The 24,318-nt window shown below is 52.6% G+C and carries 30 protein-coding genes; 14 read left to right on the top strand and 16 right to left on the bottom strand.

What is annotated here, in order from left to right:
• The first annotated feature begins 96 nt into the window (after positions 1-96).
• Positions 97-2,199 (top strand): PBP1A family penicillin-binding protein, encoded by a 2,103-nt coding sequence (locus tag DG177_RS11075; protein ID WP_108811531.1) that lies wholly within the window; start codon positions 97-99, stop codon positions 2,197-2,199.
• A gap of 14 nt (positions 2,200-2,213) precedes the next feature.
• On the opposite strand, the gene DG177_RS11070 is transcribed toward DG177_RS11075, so the two are convergent.
• From DG177_RS11070 to DG177_RS11060, 3 genes are read right to left on the bottom strand one after another with little or no spacing between them, the layout of a single operon-like run.
• Positions 2,214-2,975 (bottom strand): M48 family metallopeptidase, encoded by a 762-nt coding sequence (locus DG177_RS11070; protein ID WP_337658745.1) that lies wholly within the window; start codon positions 2,973-2,975, stop codon positions 2,214-2,216.
• Entirely contained in the window at positions 2,944-3,369 is a 426-nt protein-coding gene (locus DG177_RS11065; RefSeq protein ID WP_108812934.1) for a YcgN family cysteine cluster protein, read from the bottom strand. The genes DG177_RS11070 and DG177_RS11065 overlap by 32 nt, the downstream gene beginning before the upstream one ends.
• 8 nt (positions 3,370-3,377) lie before the next feature.
• Positions 3,378-3,980 carry an SCO family protein gene (locus tag DG177_RS11060; RefSeq protein WP_443216438.1) on the bottom strand — a complete coding sequence of 201 codons (603 nt, stop codon included), beginning with the start codon at positions 3,978-3,980 and terminating at the stop codon, positions 3,378-3,380.
• Between the two features lie 107 nt (positions 3,981-4,087).
• Here DG177_RS11060 and DG177_RS11055 point away from each other — a divergent pair, with 107 nt between their 5' ends.
• A complete protein-coding gene (locus DG177_RS11055; protein WP_108811528.1) occupies positions 4,088-4,744 on the top strand; it encodes an ankyrin repeat domain-containing protein in 657 nt (218 codons plus the stop codon).
• 16 nt (positions 4,745-4,760) lie between these two features.
• On the opposite strand, the gene DG177_RS11050 is transcribed toward DG177_RS11055, so the two are convergent.
• The 11 genes from DG177_RS11050 to DG177_RS11000 all read right to left on the bottom strand — a co-directional run bounded on the left by DG177_RS11050 (position 4,761) and on the right by DG177_RS11000 (position 12,067).
• Positions 4,761-5,300 (bottom strand): MmcB family DNA repair protein, encoded by a 540-nt coding sequence (locus tag DG177_RS11050; RefSeq protein ID WP_108812933.1) that lies wholly within the window; start codon positions 5,298-5,300, stop codon positions 4,761-4,763.
• Positions 5,301-5,535: 235 nt separating this feature from the next.
• Positions 5,536-6,231 carry a cell wall hydrolase gene (locus tag DG177_RS11045; RefSeq protein ID WP_108811527.1) on the bottom strand — a complete coding sequence of 232 codons (696 nt, stop codon included), beginning with the start codon at positions 6,229-6,231 and terminating at the stop codon, positions 5,536-5,538.
• 191 nt (positions 6,232-6,422) lie between these two features.
• Positions 6,423-6,758 (bottom strand): DUF1491 family protein, encoded by a 336-nt coding sequence (locus tag DG177_RS11040; protein WP_108811526.1) that lies wholly within the window; start codon positions 6,756-6,758, stop codon positions 6,423-6,425.
• A gap of 2 nt (positions 6,759-6,760) precedes the next feature.
• The gene (locus DG177_RS11035; RefSeq protein WP_108811525.1) at positions 6,761-7,234 is read right to left on the bottom strand and encodes a hotdog fold thioesterase; all 474 of its coding nucleotides are present in this window, start codon (positions 7,232-7,234) and stop codon (positions 6,761-6,763) included.
• A gap of 2 nt (positions 7,235-7,236) precedes the next feature.
• Positions 7,237-7,704, bottom strand: a complete 468-nt coding sequence (locus tag DG177_RS11030) for a PTS sugar transporter subunit IIA (protein ID WP_108811524.1) — start codon at positions 7,702-7,704, stop codon at positions 7,237-7,239.
• Between the two features lie 143 nt (positions 7,705-7,847).
• Positions 7,848-8,420, bottom strand: a complete 573-nt coding sequence (gene hpf / locus DG177_RS11025; protein ID WP_108811523.1) for a ribosome hibernation-promoting factor, HPF/YfiA family — start codon at positions 8,418-8,420, stop codon at positions 7,848-7,850.
• A gap of 66 nt (positions 8,421-8,486) precedes the next feature.
• On the bottom strand, positions 8,487-9,185 hold the full coding sequence (gene dnaQ / locus DG177_RS11020) for a DNA polymerase III subunit epsilon (RefSeq protein WP_108811522.1): 699 nt from the start codon (positions 9,183-9,185) through the stop codon (positions 8,487-8,489).
• A gap of 27 nt (positions 9,186-9,212) precedes the next feature.
• The gene (coaE, locus tag DG177_RS11015) at positions 9,213-9,812 is read right to left on the bottom strand and encodes a dephospho-CoA kinase (RefSeq protein ID WP_108811521.1); all 600 of its coding nucleotides are present in this window, start codon (positions 9,810-9,812) and stop codon (positions 9,213-9,215) included.
• On the bottom strand, positions 9,809-10,627 hold the full coding sequence (gene aroE, locus DG177_RS11010; RefSeq protein ID WP_108811520.1) for a shikimate dehydrogenase: 819 nt from the start codon (positions 10,625-10,627) through the stop codon (positions 9,809-9,811). The genes coaE and aroE overlap by 4 nt, the downstream gene beginning before the upstream one ends.
• A complete protein-coding gene (locus DG177_RS11005) occupies positions 10,624-11,241 on the bottom strand; it encodes a Maf family protein (protein ID WP_108811519.1) in 618 nt (205 codons plus the stop codon). Before DG177_RS11005 ends, aroE begins: the two co-directional genes overlap by 4 nt.
• On the bottom strand, positions 11,234-12,067 hold the full coding sequence (locus DG177_RS11000) for a pyruvate, phosphate dikinase/phosphoenolpyruvate synthase regulator (protein WP_108811518.1): 834 nt from the start codon (positions 12,065-12,067) through the stop codon (positions 11,234-11,236). Before DG177_RS11000 ends, DG177_RS11005 begins: the two co-directional genes overlap by 8 nt.
• A 302-nt stretch (positions 12,068-12,369) precedes the next feature.
• On the opposite strand from DG177_RS11000, the gene hemE reads away from it, so the two are divergent.
• The 5 genes from hemE to DG177_RS10975 all read left to right on the top strand — a co-directional run bounded on the left by hemE (position 12,370) and on the right by DG177_RS10975 (position 16,306).
• Positions 12,370-13,404 carry a uroporphyrinogen decarboxylase gene (gene hemE, locus DG177_RS10995; protein WP_108811517.1) on the top strand — a complete coding sequence of 345 codons (1,035 nt, stop codon included), beginning with the start codon at positions 12,370-12,372 and terminating at the stop codon, positions 13,402-13,404.
• The gene (locus tag DG177_RS10990) at positions 13,401-13,844 is read left to right on the top strand and encodes a CopD family protein (RefSeq protein ID WP_108811516.1); all 444 of its coding nucleotides are present in this window, start codon (positions 13,401-13,403) and stop codon (positions 13,842-13,844) included. The genes hemE and DG177_RS10990 overlap by 4 nt, the downstream gene beginning before the upstream one ends.
• A 165-nt stretch (positions 13,845-14,009) precedes the next feature.
• Positions 14,010-15,266: a transcription termination factor Rho gene (rho, locus tag DG177_RS10985; protein WP_108811515.1), complete on the top strand. Its 1,257-nt coding sequence runs from the start codon at positions 14,010-14,012 to the stop codon at positions 15,264-15,266.
• 18 nt (positions 15,267-15,284) lie between these two features.
• Entirely contained in the window at positions 15,285-15,581 is a 297-nt protein-coding gene (locus DG177_RS10980) for an antibiotic biosynthesis monooxygenase (protein WP_108811514.1), read from the top strand.
• Positions 15,578-16,306 carry a YjbE family putative metal transport protein gene (locus tag DG177_RS10975; RefSeq protein WP_108811513.1) on the top strand — a complete coding sequence of 243 codons (729 nt, stop codon included), beginning with the start codon at positions 15,578-15,580 and terminating at the stop codon, positions 16,304-16,306. Before DG177_RS10980 ends, DG177_RS10975 begins: the two co-directional genes overlap by 4 nt.
• 18 nt (positions 16,307-16,324) lie before the next feature.
• On the opposite strand, the gene DG177_RS10970 is transcribed toward DG177_RS10975, so the two are convergent.
• Both DG177_RS10970 and DG177_RS10965 read right to left on the bottom strand, forming a co-directional pair.
• Complete coding sequence (locus tag DG177_RS10970) at positions 16,325-16,732, bottom strand: nuclear transport factor 2 family protein (RefSeq protein WP_108811512.1); 408 nt, start codon at positions 16,730-16,732, stop codon at positions 16,325-16,327.
• Complete coding sequence (locus DG177_RS10965) at positions 16,729-17,427, bottom strand: dienelactone hydrolase family protein (RefSeq protein ID WP_108811511.1); 699 nt, start codon at positions 17,425-17,427, stop codon at positions 16,729-16,731. Before DG177_RS10965 ends, DG177_RS10970 begins: the two co-directional genes overlap by 4 nt.
• Before the next feature lie 136 nt (positions 17,428-17,563).
• Here DG177_RS10965 and DG177_RS10960 point away from each other — a divergent pair, with 136 nt between their 5' ends.
• The 7 genes from DG177_RS10960 to DG177_RS10930 all read left to right on the top strand — a co-directional run bounded on the left by DG177_RS10960 (position 17,564) and on the right by DG177_RS10930 (position 24,273).
• A complete protein-coding gene (locus DG177_RS10960; protein ID WP_108811510.1) occupies positions 17,564-17,833 on the top strand; it encodes a DUF6489 family protein in 270 nt (89 codons plus the stop codon).
• Positions 17,834-17,852: 19 nt separating this feature from the next.
• On the top strand, positions 17,853-19,148 hold the full coding sequence (gene mnmE / locus DG177_RS10955) for a tRNA uridine-5-carboxymethylaminomethyl(34) synthesis GTPase MnmE (RefSeq protein WP_108811509.1): 1,296 nt from the start codon (positions 17,853-17,855) through the stop codon (positions 19,146-19,148).
• An 86-nt stretch (positions 19,149-19,234) separates the two neighbouring features.
• A complete protein-coding gene (gene mnmG, locus DG177_RS10950; protein WP_108812932.1) occupies positions 19,235-21,100 on the top strand; it encodes a tRNA uridine-5-carboxymethylaminomethyl(34) synthesis enzyme MnmG in 1,866 nt (621 codons plus the stop codon).
• Positions 21,101-21,107: 7 nt separating this feature from the next.
• Positions 21,108-21,725, top strand: a complete 618-nt coding sequence (rsmG, locus tag DG177_RS10945) for a 16S rRNA (guanine(527)-N(7))-methyltransferase RsmG (RefSeq protein ID WP_108811508.1) — start codon at positions 21,108-21,110, stop codon at positions 21,723-21,725.
• Between the two features lie 42 nt (positions 21,726-21,767).
• Positions 21,768-22,550 (top strand): AAA family ATPase, encoded by a 783-nt coding sequence (locus DG177_RS10940; RefSeq protein ID WP_108811507.1) that lies wholly within the window; start codon positions 21,768-21,770, stop codon positions 22,548-22,550.
• Positions 22,550-23,509: a ParB/RepB/Spo0J family partition protein gene (locus DG177_RS10935; RefSeq protein ID WP_108811506.1), complete on the top strand. Its 960-nt coding sequence runs from the start codon at positions 22,550-22,552 to the stop codon at positions 23,507-23,509. The genes DG177_RS10940 and DG177_RS10935 overlap by 1 nt, the downstream gene beginning before the upstream one ends.
• Positions 23,510-23,772: 263 nt before the next feature.
• Complete coding sequence (locus DG177_RS10930) at positions 23,773-24,273, top strand: DUF4402 domain-containing protein (protein ID WP_108811505.1); 501 nt, start codon at positions 23,773-23,775, stop codon at positions 24,271-24,273.
• Positions 24,274-24,318 lie beyond the last annotated feature (45 nt).

Below are 24,318 nucleotides of genomic sequence, written 5' to 3'. Positions count from 1 at the left end.
CTTTTCACAGATTTTACTGTCGGTCATCGTTCAGCATGCAGTAAGACGGTAACACGCTAAGAACGCACATAGTGAGCGTATAGTGAATGGGATAATATGGCGCGGGGCAAAAAACGCAAAAAACAATCGGGACCATTTCGCAAATGGTTCTCGCGGGTCGTAAAAACCGGGCTCGTTGTCGGCCTGCTCGGCTTCATCGCCTTGGTGGTCGCCGTCATGGTTATTCGATCCTCTTTGCCAGGATTTGAAGACCTGAAATCGTCGCCCAATGGCCAGATGATCCGCGTCCTTGATGTCAACGGACGGGAACTTTTCTCCATGGGACCCAGCTATGGGCAATGGCTCGATTATGATGAGATTCCGCAAGTCATGATCGACGCGATGGTTGCCGTAGAGGACCGGCGTTACGAGAGTCATCTGGGTGTTGATCCGATTGGTATTGCCCGATCTGTGAAGGTCCGTCTGGAACGCGGGCGCTGGGCGCAGGGCGGTTCAACCATCACGCAGCAGCTGGCCCGTAATATTTTCCTTAACAACAGCCGCACATTCGGGCGGAAGGGGCGCGAGATCCTGTTGGCGCTCGCTATGGAACGGAAGTTTTCGAAGGAACAGATACTCGAACTCTATCTCAACAAGGTGTATTATGGCGGCGGAGCTTACGGAATTGACGCGGCCTCCCGGCGGTTCTTTGCCCATAGTGCCGCCGATCTGAACCTGGCTGAAGCGGCAATTATCGCTGGATTGGTTAAGGCTCCGTCGCGCTATTCACCGACCGCTGACGCACAAGCCGCGATCGACCGGGCAACCGTTGTGCTGCGTGTCATGCAGGATGCCGGCGCGATAACGGCTGCGCAAGCCGCCGAGACCAAACCGACAGCCGTCGAGCTGGCGCCAGAACCCCGCCAAAACAGTGTGCGCTATTTTACCGATTGGGCTCTGCCGCAACTGGACCTGTTGATCGATGAAACGATTGAACCGATTGAAGTCTGGACAACCCTGGATCTCGGTATGCAGCGCGCGGCGACCAATGCGATCCAAACCGGCTCGCCTGCTGGAACACAAGGTGCTTTGGTGGCAATCGACCGCGATGGTGCCGTTCGGGCCATGGTCGGTGGGACCGACTATGTGACTTCCAACTATAACCGCGCAACCCAGGCCGTGCGCCAGCCGGGATCTGCCTGGAAGCTGTTTGTCTATCTGGCCGCCCTAGAGGCCGGTTATACTCCCAATGATATTGTCACCGATGAACCGATTAAAATCGGCAACTGGACCCCACGCAATAGCGGTGGTCGCTATGCCGGTGACATCAGTGTGCGTTCAGCATTCGCCTATTCGAAGAATACGGTCGCAGCCGCCATTGGCAATGATATTGGAACTTCTACGATCGCCAACATGGCCCGCCGATTCGGAGTTACGACACCCATTGATACCAACCCATCGATGGTGCTCGGCACGTCGGATGTTCGGTTGCTCGATATGACCCGGGCCTTTGCATCGGTAAATGCAAAAGGGATCGCGATCACGCCCTATGCGATCACCAAAGTCAGCACGATGAAAGGCGATGTGCTTTATCAGAGCAAATTTGATGGTAGCCGCGTGCTTGTGGACCCGTGGGTTGCTGCCGGTATTACCGATCTGATGCAGACTGCTGTCAATGCCGGTACTGGCCGCGCCGCGCAAATCGGACGCCCTGTCGCTGGTAAAACCGGGACGACCAGCAGCAACAAAGATGGTTGGTTTCTGGGCTTTTCTAGCGGCCTGACCACCGGTGTCTGGATGGGACGGGATGATGCCAAGCCAGTGCGCGGTCTGCAAGGCGGGCGGGCACCAGCAGCAGCTTTTGCGGCGTTTATGAAAGTGGCAGTCGCTAAGCGGAAGGTCGAGAAATTCGATACTGAACTGATCTTGCCAGACTGGCAATTGGAGCCAGATGAAGAAGAGCTATATGGCGCACCCGAAGACGGCATATATGTCGACGAAAATGGTATGCCCATAGAGACTGGTCAGGGGCTCGAATATGATTTGGAAGGTGGTCAGGCCGAGGATGGTCCACCACAGCTGGATCAGGATTGGATCGACTCCGTTCTGGGTCGCGGCGAAGACGAGACCGAACAGGCTGAACAGAGAGAAGACGACGACCCGCCGGCTGACCGGCCTAATGATCCGGTTTCGATCTTACCTGAACCAGCAGAAGAATAGCGACGATCCGCTTGTTATCGAACAGGCGCTCCGATCAAGTGCAAGGCCGATCCATGCTGTTTGAGCCAGCGGTCAGCTTCTCGGCGTTCACCGTCAAAAATCTGATCGAGTAAAGCGTAAAATGCCGGACTGTGATCCATGTGACGCAAATGGGCAACTTCATGGGCAACAACCGACCGGCGCACTATCGGAGGTGCCATAACCAGCCGCCAGCTCAACCGAATCGCTTTGCGTCCGGAACAGCTTCCCCAGCGTCGCCGGGCGTCACCCACCGACAGAGTCGGCAATTCGGTTTCGGCCCGCTCACAATAAAAGGCCAGATCATCGGCATAAATATCGCGAACCTGATCTTTCATCCAACTGATGATCCGTGCTTCAATCCTGTTTTCAGGACCGCCAACGCGGATTTCGCCACCTATTCTCTTTGGCTTGCGATTGAATTCGGTTGACCATCTTATGACATGGCTCTCGCCAGCAAAGGCAATTTCAGCACCATCGACAATCGGTACCGGTGGCAAAGCGTCTGCAAAACGGGCGGCCAACCAGTCTGATTTGGATTGCGCAAACCGCAAAGCCTGCGCGGTACTTGCATAGCGCGGCATCGTCAGACGAACCTCGCCTTTGACTGTATCGGCAGAAACCGCAATCGAACGCGCCTGCGTCAACTTGCGAACGCGCAAAGGATAAAACCGTCCCTCCAGCTCAATCTCCAATGCGTCCTGCTCAGCAGGAACCGGATGGGATTTAGAGCGGTTTATCGAGAATATGCTGTTCAATCGGCCCAGCTTCCACCTCCGTAATAACCTTGCCGCGAATAGAGTTTCCGGTTTCGTGAATTGTCTCGCGATCTCCCGAAACCAGATAGTGCCATTCCGGCAGAGATTGGCCCCTTGCACGCATCTTGTACGCGCAACTATCAGGAAGCCAGGTAAATTGATCGAGCTTGCTACGCGTCAGCCTGACACAATCGGGTACAAAATAGCGGCGGCGGCGATAATCGCTGCAACGAGCGCTTTGGGTATCAAGCAGCTTGCACGCAATATTGGTCATATAAATTTGACCGTCATCTTCATCTTCAGCCTTCAGTAAGCAGCATTTACCGCAACCGTCACACAAGGCCTCCCATTGTGCGCGATCCAAGCTATCGAGCGGCTTATCCCAAAATGGAATATCCTTATCTATCGCATCCACCGCTGAATTTCATCTGCGATTTGCTGCGGCGTGCCATCATAAGGCAGCAAAGCTACCGGCTCGCCATCAGGACCGAAAAAATAGCCTTGGCGGCTATGGTCAATGAGATACTCGCTTGATCCCGGCACATCCCGCTTATCATAGATGATAAGATATTTTTTTGCGACATCAGCAATTTCTTCAGCGGTTCCGGTAAGGCCTATCAGACGGGGGTGAAAGGCGGCGACATATTGTTTTAGCTGCTCGGGTCCATCCCGTTCGGGGTCAATCGAAATGAAAACTGGCTGGATCTTTTCGGCTAGGCTTGGGTCGTTTTTCTCCGCCAGGGCCAGGCCCTGCATTAATGCCATCAGATCCACAGGGCAGACATCAGGGCAATAAGTGAAGCCAAAGTAGATGATTCGATATTTGCCGGCAAAGTCGCTGTCCGACACTTTCTCCCCATCCTGATTGGTCAGCGTAAAGCTGCCACCAATATCAGCACCAGTAAGCGGCGCTTCGGTTTCAACATTGCTTTGAGAAGCCGGGTTGCAGGCGGCAAGAACCGACATTAGAAGCGTAGCGGAAAAAACAGATAGAAATTTGTTCATCATGCGGCCAGACATGGTCTGCTAATGATCAATATTCAACCGGTAATTGATGGATTCTATAGCGACACGCCAATAGAGGCCATAAAATGTAAATAGGGCACAATATTATGCTTTGGGGCAGGCTTCCAATTCCACGGGTCAATAGAAAGAGCAGCGTCATCCGTTTTTTTGCGGCGCTTCTGGCGGTTTTTTCGCTAAGCATTCCAGGCATAGCCAGCGCCCAGTTTTCCAGCAGCTATAATTTCCTGAAAGCAGTGAAAGACCGTGATGGAACAGAGGCGACCAAGTTCCTCAATCAGCCTGGCACCGTGATCGTCAATACCAGAGACGTGACCAGCGGCGAGACCGCTTTGCATATCGTTGTTGCCCGGCGCGATGCGACCTGGACAAATTTTTTGTTGCAAAAGGGTGCGAATCCCAATCTGCGCGACAAGCAAGGCACAACGCCGCTAATGCTTGCTACACAATTGCGGTTTGTCGAAGGTGCCAGGATATTGCTGGCTAAGAAAGCGAATGTAAACCAGACTAATAATCGCGGCGAAACCGCCCTGATCAGGGCAGTGCAGTTGCGTGACTCCGAAATGACTCGCTTGTTGCTGAAAAATGGTGCGAATCCGGACCGGGCCGATACGCTGGCGGGGCTTTCCGCTCGCGACTATGCGACTCGTGATCGTCGGGCCGCTTCCATTCTGAGTGAAATTGAAAAAGCGGATAGCCAGAAAAAACCCGAATCCAGCGGCCGCTTTTTTGGTCCCGAGGGTTAAGGCCTACCGGCGCTATTCAGTAATATTCCCGGGCCTCCGGATCGATCCAGCCATGAACCACCGATAGCCGTTGCATCGAGCGACGCGCCAGCCGCATTGTTTCAGTTTTTCGCCGTGCAGGAGCCAGTGCATGAGTGGCGGCAGAGCGGACCATTTCCGCGTCATAAGCATCCGCAACGATCAATCCGGCGCGTTCAGGCATGAAGTCTGGCCGGTCAAGCGGCGATGCATCAAAATCATTCGGTAAGGCCCAGTAGAAGCGGTCGCAATAATCAAGATATTCGGTCCACTTGTTATCACCCAGCAAATCACCGCGTGCGACCTTGATTTCGACAATCACAATCTGTCCTTTGGCATCGACACCCATCAGATCTGCGCGCCGTTTATTGGGCAGGCTAACCTCGGAAAGGACCATGATATCGTGGCGCGAAAATAAGCGTGCAACGCCGCGCGCGACCGCTGCTGCTCCGGTCAGGGGGGGCTGATGGTCCTCGATCGAATCCGGTTTGGGAGCCAGGGGGACAGCGGATAAGGGCGAATCGCTATGTTCTATCATCATTACAAATGCCTAGAACATAAATAGAACAAAATAAAGATACTTATCTTTTTCGGCCAGATTTGCGAGTGCTCCGGTATCTTAGTAACAGGCTTTTGGCGAAGGTCGCTTAGGGCTATGAACCAGGCACTCCGAAAGTTTGCCCAGATCTTACAACTGACAGCAGCAGAAAAATAAAGGCCCCCAGAAGGGAGCCTTTATCACATCAAAATTAGTCCATCTCAGCGGATCGGAATCAGCGATAGAAAATGTGATTGTCTATCGTCGCCATCCGCTTCAACCGCCAGCCGGGCGAAACGTAGCGCGCATGGAAGAACAAGGCACCTTCTACAGGGCTTTTCCAACCGTCATTTACCGCGATTTTTGCAATCGCTACCGCGTTGCGCCAATGGCGATGACCTTTATCGATGCGCGGCATTTTTCCGTTGCGAATGAAGGAAAATTGTTTGCGCTGATAAACAACACCACAAAGGCTGTCGGGGAAACGCGATGAGGCCGCACGGGCCATGACAACACGCGCAACCGCCAATTGACCAGGAAGAGTTTCACCCTTGGATTCAAAATAGACGGTTCCGGCAAGACATTGCATTTCCTTGCTCAATGAACCTTCAATCGACTGCTGGTCGACCAGCTGGCGCAGCGAACTGGCATTTACATTGTTATATTCGGCAGCCGCAGCTTGCTGTTCGTTAGCAAGCCGGTCTGCTTCGATAACGTCCTCGGGAATTGTCGAAACAACTTCCTGCTGTTCGCCAAAAATTACGGGAGCCGATTCATCGGCGGATTCCAGCATATCCGGATCAACAACGATCTCGGTTTCTGGTGTATCATCGGTCGCTTCCAATGCGAATGATACATCGGTCACTGCAAGTGCGGCGGCCGTAGAAAATGCAAGCGAAAGCACGCTTGCAGCTTTAAATATTTTGCTCATAAACCTGTTATTTTATGCGGCGAGTCCAGTACGGATCAAATCCATGAAAATAAGCCTAAAAACCAACCAACGGCTTATCCCTGTTCCCTCCGTCTGCATGTTTATTCCGCGCCCAAATGGACAATCCCTCGGAACAACCTTTGCTTCAAAGTTGGTCGCGAAATAGTGTGCAGTGCAACAAAGTCAAGAATTCAGGTTATTTCAGCGATGAGCCGTTCCGCATCCGGGATGTCCAGTTCAATTAACCATAGATCGGGATCAAAACTGCTCCGGCGCTTCAGATATCCATCTAATTCTTGTTTATTTTCAGTACTTTGTGGCCATATAACCTGCCAGGTCGATGGCCCATCAAGACTTGGCATTTTCTCCAGAAGCCGCGGATCTTTACCCTTTTCGATACATAAAATCAGGATCGCACCGGAGATCCGGTCTCCTTTTTGCAGGACGGCTCCAAAACCGCCATTCTGATTCACTTTGCGCAGCAATGACTGCACGGTCATTTCCGCAGACAGGCGCGGTTCGATCATATCTACTGCTTATATCCGGGTAACGAAGCTAACGGGATGTGCGATCGCATGAATGTGCCGGTTCCCCGGGCAATTTCCTCGCCCTCTTGGTCGATAAGCCGCGAATCCGCGACAAAAACCCGTCTTTTTCCGCTCACCCATCGCCCTTCGGCCGTTACCGTGCTGGATTTTAGTGGTCGGGTGAACAGTACATTAAACGCTGTGGTCAACAAGAAACGGTCGGAAACCAGACTATTGGCTGCATAAAATGCGGCATCATCGAGCATTTTGAAGTAACTGGTTCCATGCACGGCACCCGCCGCATGATAATGCCGTTCATCTACATCAAAGGTGATGCGGGCAATTCCGCGCTCGGTTATCTCGAGATCGGACTTGAACAGCTGATTGATCGGCGCTGCCTTATAAAGCCGTTCCAAGGCCTGAAAATGTTCATGGGATCCATTCGGTTCCGGCGCTGAATCATTCCCCCCAGCCATTATCAAGCCGCTCGCTGGTCCTGCTGTCCGGTGAGCAACACAAAAAGTGCATCCTCTGAAGCGGCACCGCGCAATTTGGTCAAAGTAGCCTCATCGCGCAAGAAGCGTGAGATTTCAGCCAGTGCTTTCAAATGATCTGCACTGCCCTGGTCGGGTGACAGCAGACCAAAGACCAGATCAACGTCCTGGCCATCATGTGCATCAAAACTGATCGGCTGTGCCAGACGGATGAAAAGTCCAACACACTCGTCCAGCTCCTTGATTCTGGCATGCGGAATCGCAACGGATCCGCCAAAGCCCGTAGATCCAAGTGATTCACGGTCCTGAAGACGCTGAAGCACTACATCACCATCCAGCCCGTAAGACTGGGCTGCCTTTTTTGCTAAAGTCGCAAAAACTTCTTGCTTGGACATCGCGGTCGCACTGGCTGCTACGGCTGCGGAGTCAATATGAACTGACAAATATTCCATTTTATCCTCAAAGGCCTATGGGCCTGCACTGTTACTACGCAAAGCATCTTAGCGGGCTCATCGCCTTCAACAGATGCTGCTGATCACAATCATTTTGCCGCCAAAAATCTGACGATTCGGGGGATTCAAAAGCGAAAAAGGCGCTATTTCTGCGGTTCGACCCAGCCGATAGTGCCATCCGAGCGGCGGTAAACCATATTATGCGATCCAGTTCCAGCATTTTTAAATAATAGCGCGCTGGTATTACGCAAATCCATCATCATCACCGCATCCGAGACGCTTGCTTCCGGAATATCGGTGCTGGTTTCAGCGATAATGGCCGGGGCTTCGGAATTTGTTTCCACCTCAATCTCGTCATCACCCGCGTCGAAAACACGATAAGCGGCTTCTTCTTGTTTTGCAGCATATTGCGCCTGAACATGATGATCGTTCAACCGACGCATATAGCGGCGCAACTGTTTTTCGATCTTGTCAGCCGCTTGTTCAAAGGCCTGGTGGGCATCACCCGCCCGCGCTTCAGATTTCAGCATCAGACCCGTCATAATGTGCGATACAATGTCGCATTGAAAGTGATTATGAGGCGCTTTGCCAAAGGTTGCCTGCGCGGAAATCGCCTTTGGGAAATATTTGTCGGCTATCGCATTCATTCGATCGTCAACATGGCCTTGGAGCGCATCGCCGGTGTCCACCTGATGTCCTGAAACACGAATTTCCATATTCTTTCTCCATTATGGTTGCGCAATATTCTTATAGTTATTCTGCTGGACCTTTGAATTGGTCCGTCAAGTATCAGCCCAGAGCGGGTCTTTTATCCCTTCCATAAAGGCCGCGTGCCTTGCCAATTCTTCCGCGCTGGCACTGTGCGGGCGCGGCGCAATAAATTGCCGGCGTAGTGCAGCTTCCTTTTGGCCCGGTTGCCGGACTGCCGTTTCAGACGATGGCTTATCATCAGCCAAACTGAGACCGATCTGCCGGCCCCCAGTCAACTCGATATATAGCTGTGTCAGCAATTCCGCATCAAGCAAGGCACCATGTTTGACGCGGTGACTGCGATCAATGCCGTAACGGCTGCAAAGAGCATCAAGCGAAAGTTTTGCCCCGGGATGCTTAACCTTTGCAATGGCCAAAGTATCGACCATACGAAATTGCGAGATCGGTTTTTTGCCACATAGCACCAGTTCAGCATTAAGGAAGTTAAAGTCAAACTGCGCATTATGCGCGACGAGCTTGGCTTCACCGAGAAACTCCAGAAGTTCTTCGGCACCATCGGCAAAGAGCTTTTTATCAGACAGAAATATGTCGGAAAGACCGTGGACTTCTTCTGCCGCCTTCGGCATCGAGCGCTGCGGATTATAATAGCAGTGAAAACTCTCGCCGGTTTCGACCCGGTCGATCATTTCAATACAGCCTATTTCAACCATCCGGTCGCCACTTTGCGGGTCGAATCCGGTGGTTTCTGTGTCGAAAATTATTTCCCGCATATGACCAATATCGGACTCAAATTCCGGTTACGCAAGTGATGCTTTCAATTTTTCTATAGTATTTCGTACCTGTACCCGCGTTTCGTCCAATGGCTGAGATGTATTGATCACAAAATCGGCGCGTTTGCGCTTTTCTTCATCCGGCATTTGCAAGGACTTAATCTTCTCAAACTTGTCCGGTGTCATGCCGGGACGGCGTAAAACCCGATTGCGCTGATCCTCTTCGGTTGCCGATACGACGATCACCTGATCCACCCCGTCAGCACCGGATTTTTCGAATAGAAGCGGAATGTCGAAGAGAATCATCGGCACATTCTCATTCTGTGCGAGAAATTCCATTCGCATCGCGCCGACCGCAGGGTGAATCAACTCTTCGAGCTGTTTTAACGCATCAGGATCACCAAGCACAGCGGAACCAAGTTTCTGCCGATCGACCCCTTTCTCGTTGGTCGTACCGGGAAACAGAACTTCAATTTCTCCAACCAGCGCACCGCCAGGACCCTGCAAAATATGGACGGCCGCATCAGCATCAAAAACCGGAACACCGTCATCCACAAACATCTGCGCAACCGTCGATTTGCCCATGCCAATGGATCCGGTCAGCCCGATGATCATCGGACCCGTCATGCGAGGAGCAGCTTTCTCAATTCGTCGTCATGCTCGAGCGGAGGCGACTGGCCGAAGAATATCTCAAAGGCGACTGCGGCTTGGCCGATCAACATCGCCAATCCGTCAATCGTTTCGAGATTGCGCGCTGAAGCTGCCTGTAACAATTTCGTTTTGATAGGCGCATAAACCAGATCATAGACGATCACATCATCGGGCAGGTGATCCAGATTGACCACAAGTTCATCCTGGCCTTTCATACCCAGCGCACTGGCATTTACGAACAATCGCGCCGGCGGAAAGGCAGATCCATGCTCCAGCGCTTGTCCTTTAAGCCCAAAACGAGCGAGCAGAGCAGAAGCCTTGAGGACATTGCGATTGATAATGGTAACCGAACCTACCTCAATGCGTGACAATGCAAATAAAACCGCCTGCGCAGCTCCACCGGCGCCGACGACAACAACGTCCTGACCGGCAAGCGGGACATCGGCAATGGGGGCAAAAAAACCGCCAGCATCCGTATTGGTACCAAAAAGATCGCCGTTCTCAGCACGAGCGACCGTGTTCATCGCCCCAATTGACGCGCGCACCCCGCCTGGGTCGGATACATGGTCCATCACCGCCAGTTTATGAGGAATGGTGACATTGCAGCCCTGCCAATCAGGATCCTTCCGGCGCGCAGCAATATAATCTGCCAGTTCGTCCGGTTTCACGTGGAACAGTCGATAATCCGCTTTGATACCAAGCTTTTCGAGCCAGAATTTATGGATTATCGGCGATTTGCTTTGCGCAATCGGGTCACCAATCACTTCAGCATAAGGGAGATTGTCGGTCATGACGGCATAACACCTCTGACCCGCAAATAGTCAAGCAAATGCAGCAATGGCAGCCCCATGATCGTAAACTGGCTTCCTTTGATATCAGAGAAAAGCTGTGCTCCCCGACCTTCAATCTCATAACAACCGACACAATGGCGTATATTGTCCCATTCGGCATCGACATAGGTATCGATAAAGGCTTCGCTCAATGATCGCATGGTCAAAGTCGCTATGTCGATATGGCGCCAGACCGGTGATCCCTGATCTGCAATCACAGCGGCGCTGAACAATTTATGTTTCTTGCCGGAGAGCAGCCGCAAATGGGCTTTGGCTTCTTGCCGATTAGTTGGCTTGTCGAGCATCGCGCCATCTTCGAGAGCTAGTATCTGGTCCCCGCCAAGAACCAGAGCCGGACCAATGCGGCGAGACAAGCGAACCGCCTTGGCTTCCGCCAACGCATCGGCAAGGTTGCGCGCCGTTACGCCATCAGCCCGCAAGCCCTCTTTCAACGCTTCTTCATCGACATTGGGCGCGAGAGATTCGATATTCACACCCGCTGCCTCCAGCATGGCGCGGCGGGCTTTGCTCTTGGATGCCAATATTAGTACCGGTTCAACCAGAGCATCACTCATCTGCAGCGTCCTGTTTTTCAGTGTGGTGCTCATTGTAAAAGTTGATGATTGCTGCTGCGGATTCCTCGATCGAACGCCGCGTCACGTCGATTGTCGGCCACCCATTATCGGCGAACATCCGGCGTGCATATTGGGTTTCGGCTTTCACCTTTTCCTCATCCACATAGTCGGTTTCTGGCGCCTGATTGAGAGACAAAAGCCGATTGCGGCGCACTTGCACCAACCGGCTTGCTCCAGCGACTAGCCCTACGACCAGCGGGTTTTTCAAATGGAAAAGCGCATCAGGCGGCGGCGATTCCGGAACAATCGGAATATTCGCCGTCTTGTAACCACGATTGGCGAGATAGATGGATGTCGGCGTTTTGGAGGTGCGGGAAACACCGGCCAGAATAATATCCGCCTCTTCCCAGTTTTCCCATCCGATACCGTCATCATGGGCGATAGTGAACTGGATCGCCTCGACCCGGGCAAAATAGGCGGCATCCAGTATATGTTGGCGACCTGGCCGCGCTTTGGCTTCCTGACCCAGCATGTTGGAAAGTGCGTCGGTGACCGTATCAAGCGCAGGCACGACCGGCAGGCCCAAATGGCGGCATTCGCGCTCCAGTCGCCCGCGAATATCGCTGTTCACCAGGGTAAAAATGACCAAACCCGGATTGTTGGCCACCTCAACCAGAATCCGGTTCAAATGGGTTTCCGACCGCACCATTGGCCAGAAATGCTTGATGATTTCCACGCCATCAAATTGTGCCAGCGCCGCTTTTGCGATATTCTCGAGCGTCTCTCCGGTGGAGTCGGATAGCATGTGCAAATGGAGTCTGTTCATGCCCGCAACCCTGTGATTTCATTGTGGATAAAGCAAGGGATGAATGCGGGATTTTTAGCCTTCCGGATTTCATCCCCATCATCCTGATTTCTATCCACAAGCGATCAAGTTTTGCAATTTTCGTCCACAGATTGTGGATAACGGGAATGAAATTCGGGAATCGGTAAAAATTTCGTTAACAGCTGACTGTCAATCTGTTTGTAATCTCGGTAGAGCAACGTTACCGCCTCTTTCCACGCTCTATCATCATCAACAAGATTCTATAAATATACTATATTATTATATGGGATGACCCTTTTCTTATGTCTCACGGCACCGACTCTCCGAAAACGCTCCTCAACACTCTGCATGGCAGGAAACAGACTCAGACTCCGGTCTGGCTGATGCGCCAGGCAGGACGCTATTTGCCCGAATATCGTGCATTACGCGCGCAAAAGGGCGGTTTTCTTGAACTTTGTTATGATGCCGAGGCTGCCGCTGAAGTCACGATACAGCCAATCAAGCGTTTTGGCTTTGACGGTGCAATCCTGTTTTCCGACATATTGATCGTGCCTCATGCCATGGGTCAGAAACTCTGGTTTGAGACAGGTGAAGGACCCCGGCTGGCACCTAGGTTGGTCGACGCGGCTTTATCGTCTCTTGAGGCCGCTCCGGAGCATTTTGAGGCTATTTATGCCACCGTGCGAAGCGTGGCAAAGCAGCTGGACGATAAAACGACCTTCATGGGCTTTGCCGGCAGCCCCTGGACCGTGGCAACCTATATGGTGAATGGGCAAGGCAGCAAGGATCAGGCTGTTGCCCGGCGCTATGCTTATCAGGACGAGGCGGCTTTTTCAGAGCTGATCGATGCAATTATCGAAAATACCGTCGCATATCTGCTCGGTCAGGTGGCCGCGGGTGTTGATGCGGTGCAGCTATTCGATAGCTGGGCCGGATCGCTATCTCCTGCGCAGTTTGAAAAATGGGTGATCGCGCCCAATGCCCAAATCATATCGCGGTTAAAGGCCGTTCATCCTGACCTGCCCATTATCGGTTTTCCGAAAGGCGCCGGGGCCAAACTTGCTGCTTATGCCAATGAAACCGGCGCCAATGCGATTGGTCTGGATGAAACTGTCGACCCTGTCTGGGCGCATGAAATCCTGCCAGCTGATTTACCATTGCAAGGTAATCTCGACCCTCTCGCCCTGATTGCGGGCGGTGAAGCGCTGGAAAAATCGGTGAAACATATCCTTCAAGTCTTTGAAGACCGCCCGCATATTTTCAACCTGGGTCACGGCATTTTGCCCGACACACCCATTGAACATGTTGAAAAGCTGCTTACACTCGTTCGGCAATGAATGAATATCTGACCATGCTCTATCTCTGGTTAAAATCCGCTCATATCATTTTTGTCATCTTCTGGATGGCTGGCTTGTTCATGATGCCACGCTTTTTTGTCTATCATCAGGAATCTGCGGTGGGATCCGAAGAGGATTCCAAATGGATCGAGCGTGAAGGCAAATTACGCAAAATCATCCTCAATCCATCCCTGATCATCACCTGGGTTCTGGGCCTGTTGCTCGCTTATAATATCGATGCATTTGGCCAGGGCTGGTTCCACGGGAAATTACTTATTGTCCTGCTGCTCTCCGGCTATCATGGGTGGATGATGGGTTATGCAAAGAAACTGGCGCGTGGCGAACGGACCATGACGGATAAAAAGCTGCGGTTGGTGAACGAAGTGCCTGGCATTACCGCTGCAGTGATTGTGATTTTGGTGATTGTAAAACCGTTCTGATCCGGTCTGACCGTTTTGGTCCCAGCTTTTGTTGACAGCCACAGGGCAAAGGCGTAATTGACGCCCAAAGCCCGTCCGGGCGACCTTTCATGTGAAAATTTGACGGCGCACACGCTGCACACATGCAAATATAAATAACTTCCTATTTTATCTGGATAAACTTCCATGCACTTAAAAGAATTAAAAGAAAAATCGCCTGCTGGTCTCGTCTCAATGGCGGAAGAACTGGGCGTTGAAAGCGCATCCACATTGCGCAAACAGGACCTGATGTTCGCGATATTGAAAGAACTCGCGGATCAGGACGAACTGATCATGGGGCTAGGCACGATTGAAGTGCTGCCCGACGGATTTGGCTTTTTGCGTTCACCGGACGCCAATTATCTCGCCGGTCCTGACGATATTTATGTCTCACCCAATCAGGTTCGCAAGTTCGGACTGCGGACGGGTGATACGGTTGAAGGCGAAATCCGAGCACCGCGCGACGGTGAGCGTTATTTTGCGCTGACCAAGTTGACAGCAATCAACTTTGATGAACCCGATGCGGTCCGTCACCGCGTCAATTTTGACAATCTCACGCCGCTTTATCCGGATGAGAAGCTGACGCTCGACAGTCTTGATCCCACGGTCAAAGACAAATCCGCTCGCGTCATCGACATTATCTCGCCGCAAGGTAAAGGCCAGCGCGCCCTGATCGTGGCGCCGCCGCGGACCGGTAAAACCGTCCTGCTGCAGAATATCGCCAAGGCGATTACCGACAATCATCCGGAAGTCTATCTGCTCGTTCTGCTGATTGACGAACGGCCGGAAGAAGTCACCGACATGCAGCGCTCGGTGAAGGGCGAAGTGATCAGCTCCACTTTTGATGAACCCGCGACACGCCACGTGCAAGTTGCTGAAATGGTTATTGAAAAGGCTAAACGTCTGGTCGAGCACAAGCATGATGTTGTCATTCTGCTCGACTCAATTACGCGTCTTGGCCGTGCCTATAATACGGTCGTGCCAAGCTCCGGTAAGGTGCTCACAGGTGGTGTCGACGCCAATGCGCTGCAGCGTCCGAAACGCTTTTTTGGCGCCGCGCGTAATATTGAGGAAGGCGGCTCGCTTTCCATCATCGCAACCGCGCTGATCGATACCGGCAGCCGGATGGACGAGGTCATCTTTGAAGAATTTAAAGGCACCGGTAACTCCGAAATCGTGCTGGATCGCAAAGTTGCCGATAAGCGGATCTTCCCAGCACTGGATGTTGGCAAATCCGGTACACGTAAGGAAGAATTGCTGGTCGAAGATGACAAGCTCAAGAAAATGTGGGTGCTGCGCCGCATCCTCATGCAAATGGGTACGATCGACGCGATGGAATTCCTGCTCGACAAGATGAAGGATTCAAAAGCGAACGACGATTTCTTCGACAGCATGAATCAGTAAGTTTGCGGGGATACCGCAATGATTATCGAACAGGCTTTGCTGCAGGTCAAAGCGGGTCAATCCGACCAGTTTGTTGCAGCAATGCGAAAAGCAAAATCGCTCATCTCGGTGCAATCAGGCTTTCAATCGATTGAAGTTCGTCCTTCTGTGGACAGTCTAGATCTATATCTGTTGCTAGTTAAATGGGACAATGTTGAATCCCATCGTGATGGATTCCGCCAATCACCGGAATATAAGGAATGGCGCGCCTTGCTTCATGATTTCTATGATCCTATGCCCAGTGTAACATATTTCGGGGAAACAATTTTTTCATGATCGATCTGCTGACGATTTTGGCTGTGGCTGCACCTGGTGGTCTAGGATCACCTGCAGAAATCTGGGCTGCGATTGTCCATGATTTTTCCAACATGGGGTCACCAGAAGCAATGGCCGCCTTTGGCCAGGTCATTCTTATCGATCTTGTTTTTGCCGCCGATAATGCGATTGTTGTCGGTGCACTGGCGGGCGGATTGCCTGCAGATCAGCGCCGCAAAGTCATCATGCTGGGTATCGGGGCAGCTTTGGTTCTGCGCATTATTTTTGCGCTGATCGTCGTGCAATTATTGCAAATTGTCGGGCTGGTCTTTGCTGGCGGATTGCTTCTGCTCTGGGTTGCCTGGAATTTTTATCGCGAGATTTTCCATGAAGGAGAATCGCCGGGTTCGCCAGAGATAGCCGGTGATGAACATAGCGGCGTAAAGGCTCGAAGAAGCTTTTGGGCTGCGGCTTGGGCGGTAATGGCCGCCGACGTATCAATGAGCCTCGATAATGTCCTCGGCGTCGCCGGGGCCGCGCGCGAACATCCCGGTATCTTGGTTGTCGGCTTGCTCTTGTCGGTCGCGCTGATGGGGCTCGCGGCGAACGTCATCGCCAAATATATCGAGCGCTATAAATGGATAGCCTATCTCGGCCTGGCGGTTATCGTCTATGTCGCTGGAAAAATGATCTATTCCGGTCTGGTTGGTGATGAACAAACGATCGGAATTTTGACTCTTTTCTGATTTGGAAAATTGCGGAAATCAGGCTGATTTCTTCATTTTTTCCAGCATTTTACCCATTTCATCCCAGACTTTATTGATCGCCTGCAAGGGTCGGACCATGACCTTGAAATCCTGAATCTTGCCGTCGTCATTCCAGCTGATAATGTCGACGCCATTGACCTGAATATCATCCAGTTCGAGCTGAAATTCCAGCATGGCCATATTGGCACCATCATCGACTATCTCTCGCACATAGCGGAAACTGTCATTGCCAAGAACATTATCAGCCGCCAGCAAATAGGCCATGACAATCGGCTTTCCAGCCTGCGGCGTGTGCACAACAGGGGAGTGGAATACCGCATCGTCAGCAAGCTGCGCGCCAAGCGCGGCCTCGCTCTTGTCGGCCATACGCGCATGCCATGCTTTCAGGTTATCCCGTGTGCTCATCCCAAATACTCCTTGAAAAATTCTGCGGTCCGGCTGTCTGCCAATGTTGCCGCTGTTTCATCGCGACGTGCACCAAACTCAGCAGCAAAGCCGTGATCCAGCCCCGCATAGTCATGCAAGGTGACTCGGGGATGATCATTCAGTCCTTCGTGCATCGCAGCTTGGGCATCGGCAGGCACAAAACCATCGGCTGTCGGGATATGCAGCATCACCTCATGCGCAATCGCGTTCTTCTCGCCAAGCAGTCCATCAATACCGACGCCATAATAACCAACAGAGGCATTAATATCGGTTCGCGCTGCGGTCATGAAGGCCAATCTACCACCAAGACAATAACCAACGCAGCCGACTTTTCCGCCAATTACAGCGTCGCGAGCGAAGTGAATCGCGGCTTCGATGTCTCTGATGCCCTGATCCTGATCAAATTTACCCATCAGATCGAGGGCGACTTGAAATTCTTCCTCAACATCGGCGTCCAGATTGGTAGCTTCGTTGACTCGCCAGAACAGGTCTGGCGCAATGGCCATATAACCGGCCTTGGCCCAGCTATCGCATTTCGCCTTGATACCCTTATTCACGCCGAAAATTTCCTGAATCACAATGATCGCAGCGGTTGCGATTCCTTCCGGAGCAGCAACATAACAAGGAAATTCTCCATCTCCGCTCAACGTCTTAATCGGCTTCATCTCACCCATTTTTTGCGCTCCTTTGCATCATGACTTGATTAATGGTGCACAATATCCCCATATCCTGTTGTGGCAAGGTGGAAGATCATCTGTTGCGGTGAGGGAGGGAACTTCGCTTCAACCACAAGGATAAGAGGAAGCATTTATGAAAGTAACCGTAGAACTGGATTGTACACCGGAAGAAGCGCGGAAACTGATGGGTTTGCCGGATGTTGGCAAACTCAACGAAACCTACGTGAAAGAATTGTCCAAATTCCTCCAGGGCGCGAGCTCGGTTGAGCAGCTTCAGAATTTCACCAAGATCATTACCCCGATGGGTGAGGCTGGCATCAAGATGTTTTCCTCCTTTCTCGGTGGCGCTATGGGGGCCGGATCTAGTGGCGGAAAATCATCTTCTAGCAAGAAAAAAGATTAGATATCAAATAGATAGATAAATGTCAGCGGTTGACACCATCTTTGCTCTGTCCAGTGGGCAACCGCCGGCAGCCATCGGTATCATCCGGATCAGCGGTGAAAAGGCTGCGGATGCCTTGCGCATTTTAAGCGGCTCCGTGCCGGATGAACGCCGCGCCAGCCTGGCCAAGTTAACTGATCCGGCAAGCGGAGATTTGCTCGATACGGCTTTGATATTGTGGTTTCCAGGGCCCAATAGTGCGAGCGGCGAAGATCTTGCCGAAATTCATTGCCATGGCGGCCGGGCGGTTGTTCGCGCTCTGGAAGCTGTGCTTGAAAAAATGGACGGTTTGCGCCGAGCGGAACCCGGTGAATTTACCCGCCGGGCCTTCACCCATGGTCGAATGGATCTGGCGGAAGCAGAAGGATTGTCCGATCTGCTCTTTGCCGAAACGGAGTTGCAACGGCGCTCGGCGATCCAGGCAGCAGGTGGGGCGCTTTCCAGAAAGGTGGAGGCGTGGCAGAATAGCATCTTGCGCCTTTCTGCAATGGTCGAAGCAGAGCTCGACTTTTCCGACGAGGACGATGTGACGCCCGCGCAGCTGGACGTGGTGCAGTCCGCATCGCGGGATTTGGCTCAAGAGATGCGCGCTATGCTGGATCGCCCGCGCGCGGAGAAATTGCGCGAAGGGGTGAGGGTCGTTTTGGGCGGCCCGCCAAATAGCGGCAAATCAACTTTGCTCAATGCGCTTGTCGAAAGAGAGGCTGCGATTGTCTCTCCCATTGCTGGAACAACGCGCGACGTGATCGAGGTGCCGATAGCGATTAAAGGCATACCGTTTCTGTTCATTGATACAGCCGGCGTTCGTGACGAAGGGGCGGAAGAAATCGAACGGATAGGGATTGACCGGGCCCATCGGCAATTTGATGTGGCGGATTTGATATTATGGCTTGGTCCGGAAGGGGAGGGCCCGAAAGCATCCAACCTGGTCGAAATAGCATCGCGCCAGGATCATCCCGAATATCAGGCGAAATCTCCAGAAGTCTTGTGCGTGTCTCCGAAGACCGGTGCGGGCATGGATGATCTTGTGAAGCTGCTGGTGGATCGCGCGAAAGACATTGTTCCGCATGGCGATGAGATCAGCGTCAACAAACGGCAGGCCGATCATCTTTCGGAAGCGCGGATGAATCTCGACCAGATATCCGATGTGCAGGATTATTTGATCATCGCGGAGCAACTCCGGCTGGCCCGCGCCGCGCTCGATGCGCTGACTGGACGGGCGAGCACAGAGGATATGCTCGACAGCCTTTTTGGTAAATTCTGCATCGGAAAATAGACTGTTTCACGTGGAACATGTTCTGGCCTCACTCCGGTGAGCGAGATCATTTTGACCTGAAACCCGCCTTCCGCTATGGGCGCAGCATGAATCGAAATTTTGAACTGATCGTCGTAGGAGGCGGGCATGCAGGCTGTGAAGCAGCCGCCGTGGCCGCGCGCATGGGCGTGCGTACGGCATTGGTCAGTTTTACCAAGGACAGCATCGGCGCGATGTCCTGCAATCCGGCCATTGGTGGCCTGGGCAAAGGCCATCTCGTGCGGGAAGTGGATGCTTTTGACGGGTTGATCGGACGCGCCGCCGATGCCGCGGCAATCCACTATCGTATGTTGAACCTGTCCAAGGGTGCAGCGGTGCAGGGCCCTCGGGTCCAAGCAGATCGCAAGCTCTATAAAGCCGCCATCCACCGGATGCTGGATGCGCAGGACAATCTGTCGATAGTGGAAGGCGAGGTAGCGTCGCTGATCTTTGACGGTCAGACGGTCAGCGGGATCTGTTTGGCAGATCAAAGCGAGATCAGGGCATCGGCTGTCATATTGGCGACTGGGACCTTTCTGAACGGCAAGCTGTTCCGCGGCGAAGAAACCGTTGCTGGCGGACGGACGGGCGAGGCGAGCGCGGTTTCACTGGGCCAGCAGATTCGCGATGCCGGCCTTCCTATTGCAAGACTGAAAACCGGAACTCCGCCGCGTTTGGATGGCAGAACGATTGATTGGGCCGCATTGCCCGAGCAGCCATCGGATGATGATGGTTGGTCCATGTCCCCGCTTTCGTCGCGAAGAGACGTGCCGCAAATATTCTGCGCGGTCAGTCGGACGAGTGTCGCAACGCATGACATAATCCGCGATAATCTTGACCGTTCACCGCTATTCAGCGGCGCCATTGATGCGCAGGGGCCACGCTATTGCCCATCGATTGAAGACAAGATCCACCGCTTTGCTGACCGGGATTCCCATCAGGTATTCCTGGAGCCGGAAGGTCTGGATACAAATCTGGTCTATCCCAATGGTATCAGCACTTCTCTACCTGCTGATGTTCAGGAAGCCTTTGTCCGCACCATGGATGGCCTTCCGAACGCCGAAATATTGGTGCCCGGCTATGCGGTGGAATATGATCATATTGATCCGCGCGCCTTGGATCGATCCTTAAAGGTTCGCGAGCTTGAAGGACTTTATTGTGCCGGACAGATCAATGGCACCACCGGATATGAAGAAGCCGCAGCGCAAGGGCTGATCGCCGGTATCGGGGCGGCCTGTGCGATTCAGGATAAGGATGCGCCGCAACTGGATCGCGGAACCAGCTACATGGCCGTGATGATCGATGACCTCGTACTGCAAGGCGTTACTGAACCCTATCGCATGCTTACTGCACGGGCAGAATATCGGCTGCGTTTGCGGGCCGATAATGCAACGACACGTTTAAGCCCAGTTGCCGAAGCTATTGGTTGCCTTGGTGCTGAACGGCAAAGCTGGTTCAATGCACGGCAATCACAACGCACCGCGATAATGGCGGAACTGGGTGCGGTGCATGGATGCGAAGCCATCGCAGATCAGGGCCTTGAAGTGCGCCGTGACGGAACAAAGCAGTCCTTGTTTGAATGGCTGCGTTTTCCCAACATCTCCATCGATGCACTCGGCGGCCTGGGAATATCCATTGATCAAGCCGACCCCGTGCTGTTGGCCGAGGTGGAAGAAGATGCGCGCTATGCGCCCTATCTGCAGCGCCAGGAATCGGAACTGAAAGACTTGCGAGCCAATGAGCAGATTTCTCTGGGTGATGATCTCGACTATGCAGAGATAGCGGGCTTATCGAATGAGATGGTTGAGAGGCTGAACGGAGCCAGGCCTGAGACACTGGCGGCCGCTTCGCGGGTTCGCGGCATCACACCGGCTGCGCTGGCAGCAATTCTTGTGCATGCGCGTCGCCGGGATGCGAAGAATCTAGCGGCATGATGATCATATGACGGAGCAAGAAGCGCAGGATTGGTTGCGCGCAAATTTCGATGTTTCACGTGAAACATGGGAAAGGCTGGAGGGGTTTCTGGCTTTGCTGGCCGACGAAATGCAGCGGCAGAATCTGATTTCGAAATCCAGTGCCGACCATGTCTGGGACCGACATGTCGTCGACAGCGCGCAACTGCTTTTGCATGCGCCGCGAGGAGAGGGTGAAAAGATCTGGATGGACCTCGGCACTGGTGCCGGCTTTCCCGGGATCATCATAGCGATATTGGGTGACTATAATGTCCAGATGGTTGAGTCGCGATCTCGACGGATCGCGTTTCTGGAATCTGTCGTGACAGAGCTGGGCCTTACCGAAAAAGCCTTGGTTTTTGGAGACCGTTTAGAGAATGTCGAGAGCCATCCTGTCGATGTTATCAGCGCAAGAGCATTTGCACCGTTGCAAAAACTATTGTCACTTTCTCACCGGTTTTCCACAGAAAAGACGGTTTGGCTCTTACCTAAAGGCAAAAATGCGGTAAGGGAGTTAAAAGGCCTGTCGCCAAAACGGCAAAAAATGTTCCACGTGGAACAAAGTTTGACGGACCCGGAAGCGGGAATATTGGTGGGATTGGGCTGAAAACGTTATTTTATATCAGCTTAGCGAAGGGTTCTGCGTAAAATGGTCCGGATAGCGATAGCAAATCAAAAAGGCGGCGTCGGCAAAACGACCACAGCTATAAATATGGCTACCGCTCTTGCTGCGAGTGGATGGAAAGTGTTGTTGATCGATCTTGATCCGCAAGGCAATGCCTCGACGGGGCTTGGGTTAAACCAGGCAGAGCGCACGCACAGCAGCTATGACCTGCTGATCTCGGACACACCATTGGCAGATTGCGTGATCAATACGCCGGTTCCCGGGCTTGATATTGTCCCGGCAGTCGTGGATCTTTCTGGTGCAGAAGTCGAACTGGTTGAGTTTGAAGAGCGCACCCATCGCTTGAAAAAGGCGCTGGACGCCGGTGATGATGGCCAATGGGATATCTGTCTGATTGACTGCCCACCTTCATTGGGTCTGTTGACGCTTAACGCCATGGTTGCGGTAGAATCTCTACTGGTGCCGTTGCAATGCGAGTTTTTTGCCCTCGAAGGGCTGAGCCAGCTCTTGCAGACGGTCGAGCGTATCAGGGCGCGATTCAATCGCGCCTTATCGGTCATGGGTGTGGTGCTCACCATGTATGATCGCCGCAACAAACTGACAGAGCAGGTGTCTGACGACGTACGGGCCTGTCTTGGTAATGTCGTTTTTGACACCGTAATTCCCAGAAATGTAAGGCTTTCAGAGGCACCAAGCCATGGTCTTCCAGCGTTGATCTACGATCATCGTTGCAGTGGGTCGGAGGCCTATATCAATCTGGCGCGGGAATTGATTTCCCGGCTGCCAGAACGGAAGGTGGCAGCGTGATGGCGAAAGAAGAGGAAACTCCATTGCCCAAAAAAGCAGCGATCAAGAAGGCCACTGGCTTGGGCAGGGGGCTAAACTCGCTATTCGGCGAAATTCAACGAGAAGAACCGCTCATCCAGGCACCGGAAGCCGAGATAGATGATGAGACACCGGAGGCTCGTACCGATGGGCTGCGCTCCATAGCTATTTCCGATGTCCGTCCGAATCCGGATCAGCCGCGGCAGACTTTTGATAATGAAGCGCTAGATGAGCTGTCAGACAGCATGAAGCTCCGCGGTGTGATTCAGCCGATTGTGGTTCGCCCTCACGGCAAGAATTTTCAGATTGTTGCCGGTGAACGCCGCTGGCGCGCGGCGCAACGGGCACGATTGCACCGTATTCCGGCGATTGTTCGCAGCTTGAATGATGCAGAAACGCTTGAGATCGCTATTGTTGAGAATGTTCAGCGCCGTGACTTGAATGCAGTTGAAGAAGCCGAAGCCTATGTGAGGCTGAAAGATGATTTCGGGCATAGCCAAGCGAAACTGGCGGAACTTGTCGGCAAATCGCGGAGTCATATCGCGAATCTTATGCGCCTTCTGGAGCTACCCGAATCGGTTCGAGCGCTTGTGGGCGAAGAAAAGCTGACAATGGGTCATGCTCGAGCGCTTATTAATGCGCCTGAATCAGCTGAGTTGGCCAAACAGGTGGTCAAACAAGGACTTTCTGTTCGCGATACGGAGAAGCTAGTGCGCAAAGCATTAGGAGGGCCGCGCCGCAAGAGCAGGCTGCCGATAGCGGGTGAGAGCGAAAGCGACGCCGATATTCGCGCGGTTGAAAGCCATTTGGGTGATTTGCTCGGCCTGAAGGTTAAGATTCAATCGAAGGGCCAAACCGGTTCTGGTTCGATGACAATTGACTATAGCAATCTGGATCAGCTGGACTTGATTTGCCAGCGTCTTACCGGAGAACATATATAAATTGTCCGGGATTCTGGCTCAATTCATCTTCGGATGGCCGGATTCGAAATATTTCATTTTGTAACAACTCTGCATAAAACCCATATTTTACAGCAGTTTAAAGCGTTCACAATGCTTTAACCATGACTGGCAGCAAAGATTTATCCTTTGTGGTCGATAAGCAATCTCGAATGTTGGCGTATAGCGACATCTAACCAGTGGGTTTGGTCAGATGCACCGTAGGCGCCCTTTCGTATAGTAGTGAAATATAGGGACCAGAAAATATGTCTAAGTTTATCAAAGCCGCTGTGGCTTCTTCCGTACTTGCCGCTTCAGTAATGGGCGCAAACGCTGCTCACGCTGCAACCGCAACTGCTGACGCACGTGCAAATATCCTCGAAGAACTGACCGTTACCAAAGATGCCGGCACGGATCTTGATTTCGGTACGATCGTTACAACCGGAACCGCTGAAACCGTTACCGTTGGTACTGATGGTGTTCGTGCCGCTTGTACCGCTGTTGTTTGTTCAGGTGCTTCCGATGCAGCTGACTTCTCAGTAACCGGTTCTGCTTCTGAAGCTGTTACACTGACCGTACCTGGCTCAGTTACCTTGACCGGACCTGGCGGCGCAATCATGAACGCTAACCTGAACTCATCCGCGCTTACCGCGTTGGACGCTTCGGGTAACGGTGCTTTCTCTGTAGGTGGTGCGCTTGACGTTGCTGCTACTCAGGCTGATGGCGCTTATGTCGGTACCTTCACGGTAACCGTTGACTATCCTTGATTTTTTCACCGTCCTGTTCGCAGGGCAATGATTAATGAGATATCA

This window comes from Sphingorhabdus sp. Alg231-15 (assembly GCF_900149705.1).
Taxonomy (GTDB): Bacteria; Pseudomonadota; Alphaproteobacteria; order Sphingomonadales; family Sphingomonadaceae; genus Parasphingorhabdus.
Note: the sequence above shows the minus strand (reverse complement) of the source record. Positions and strands in the feature narration are given on the sequence as shown.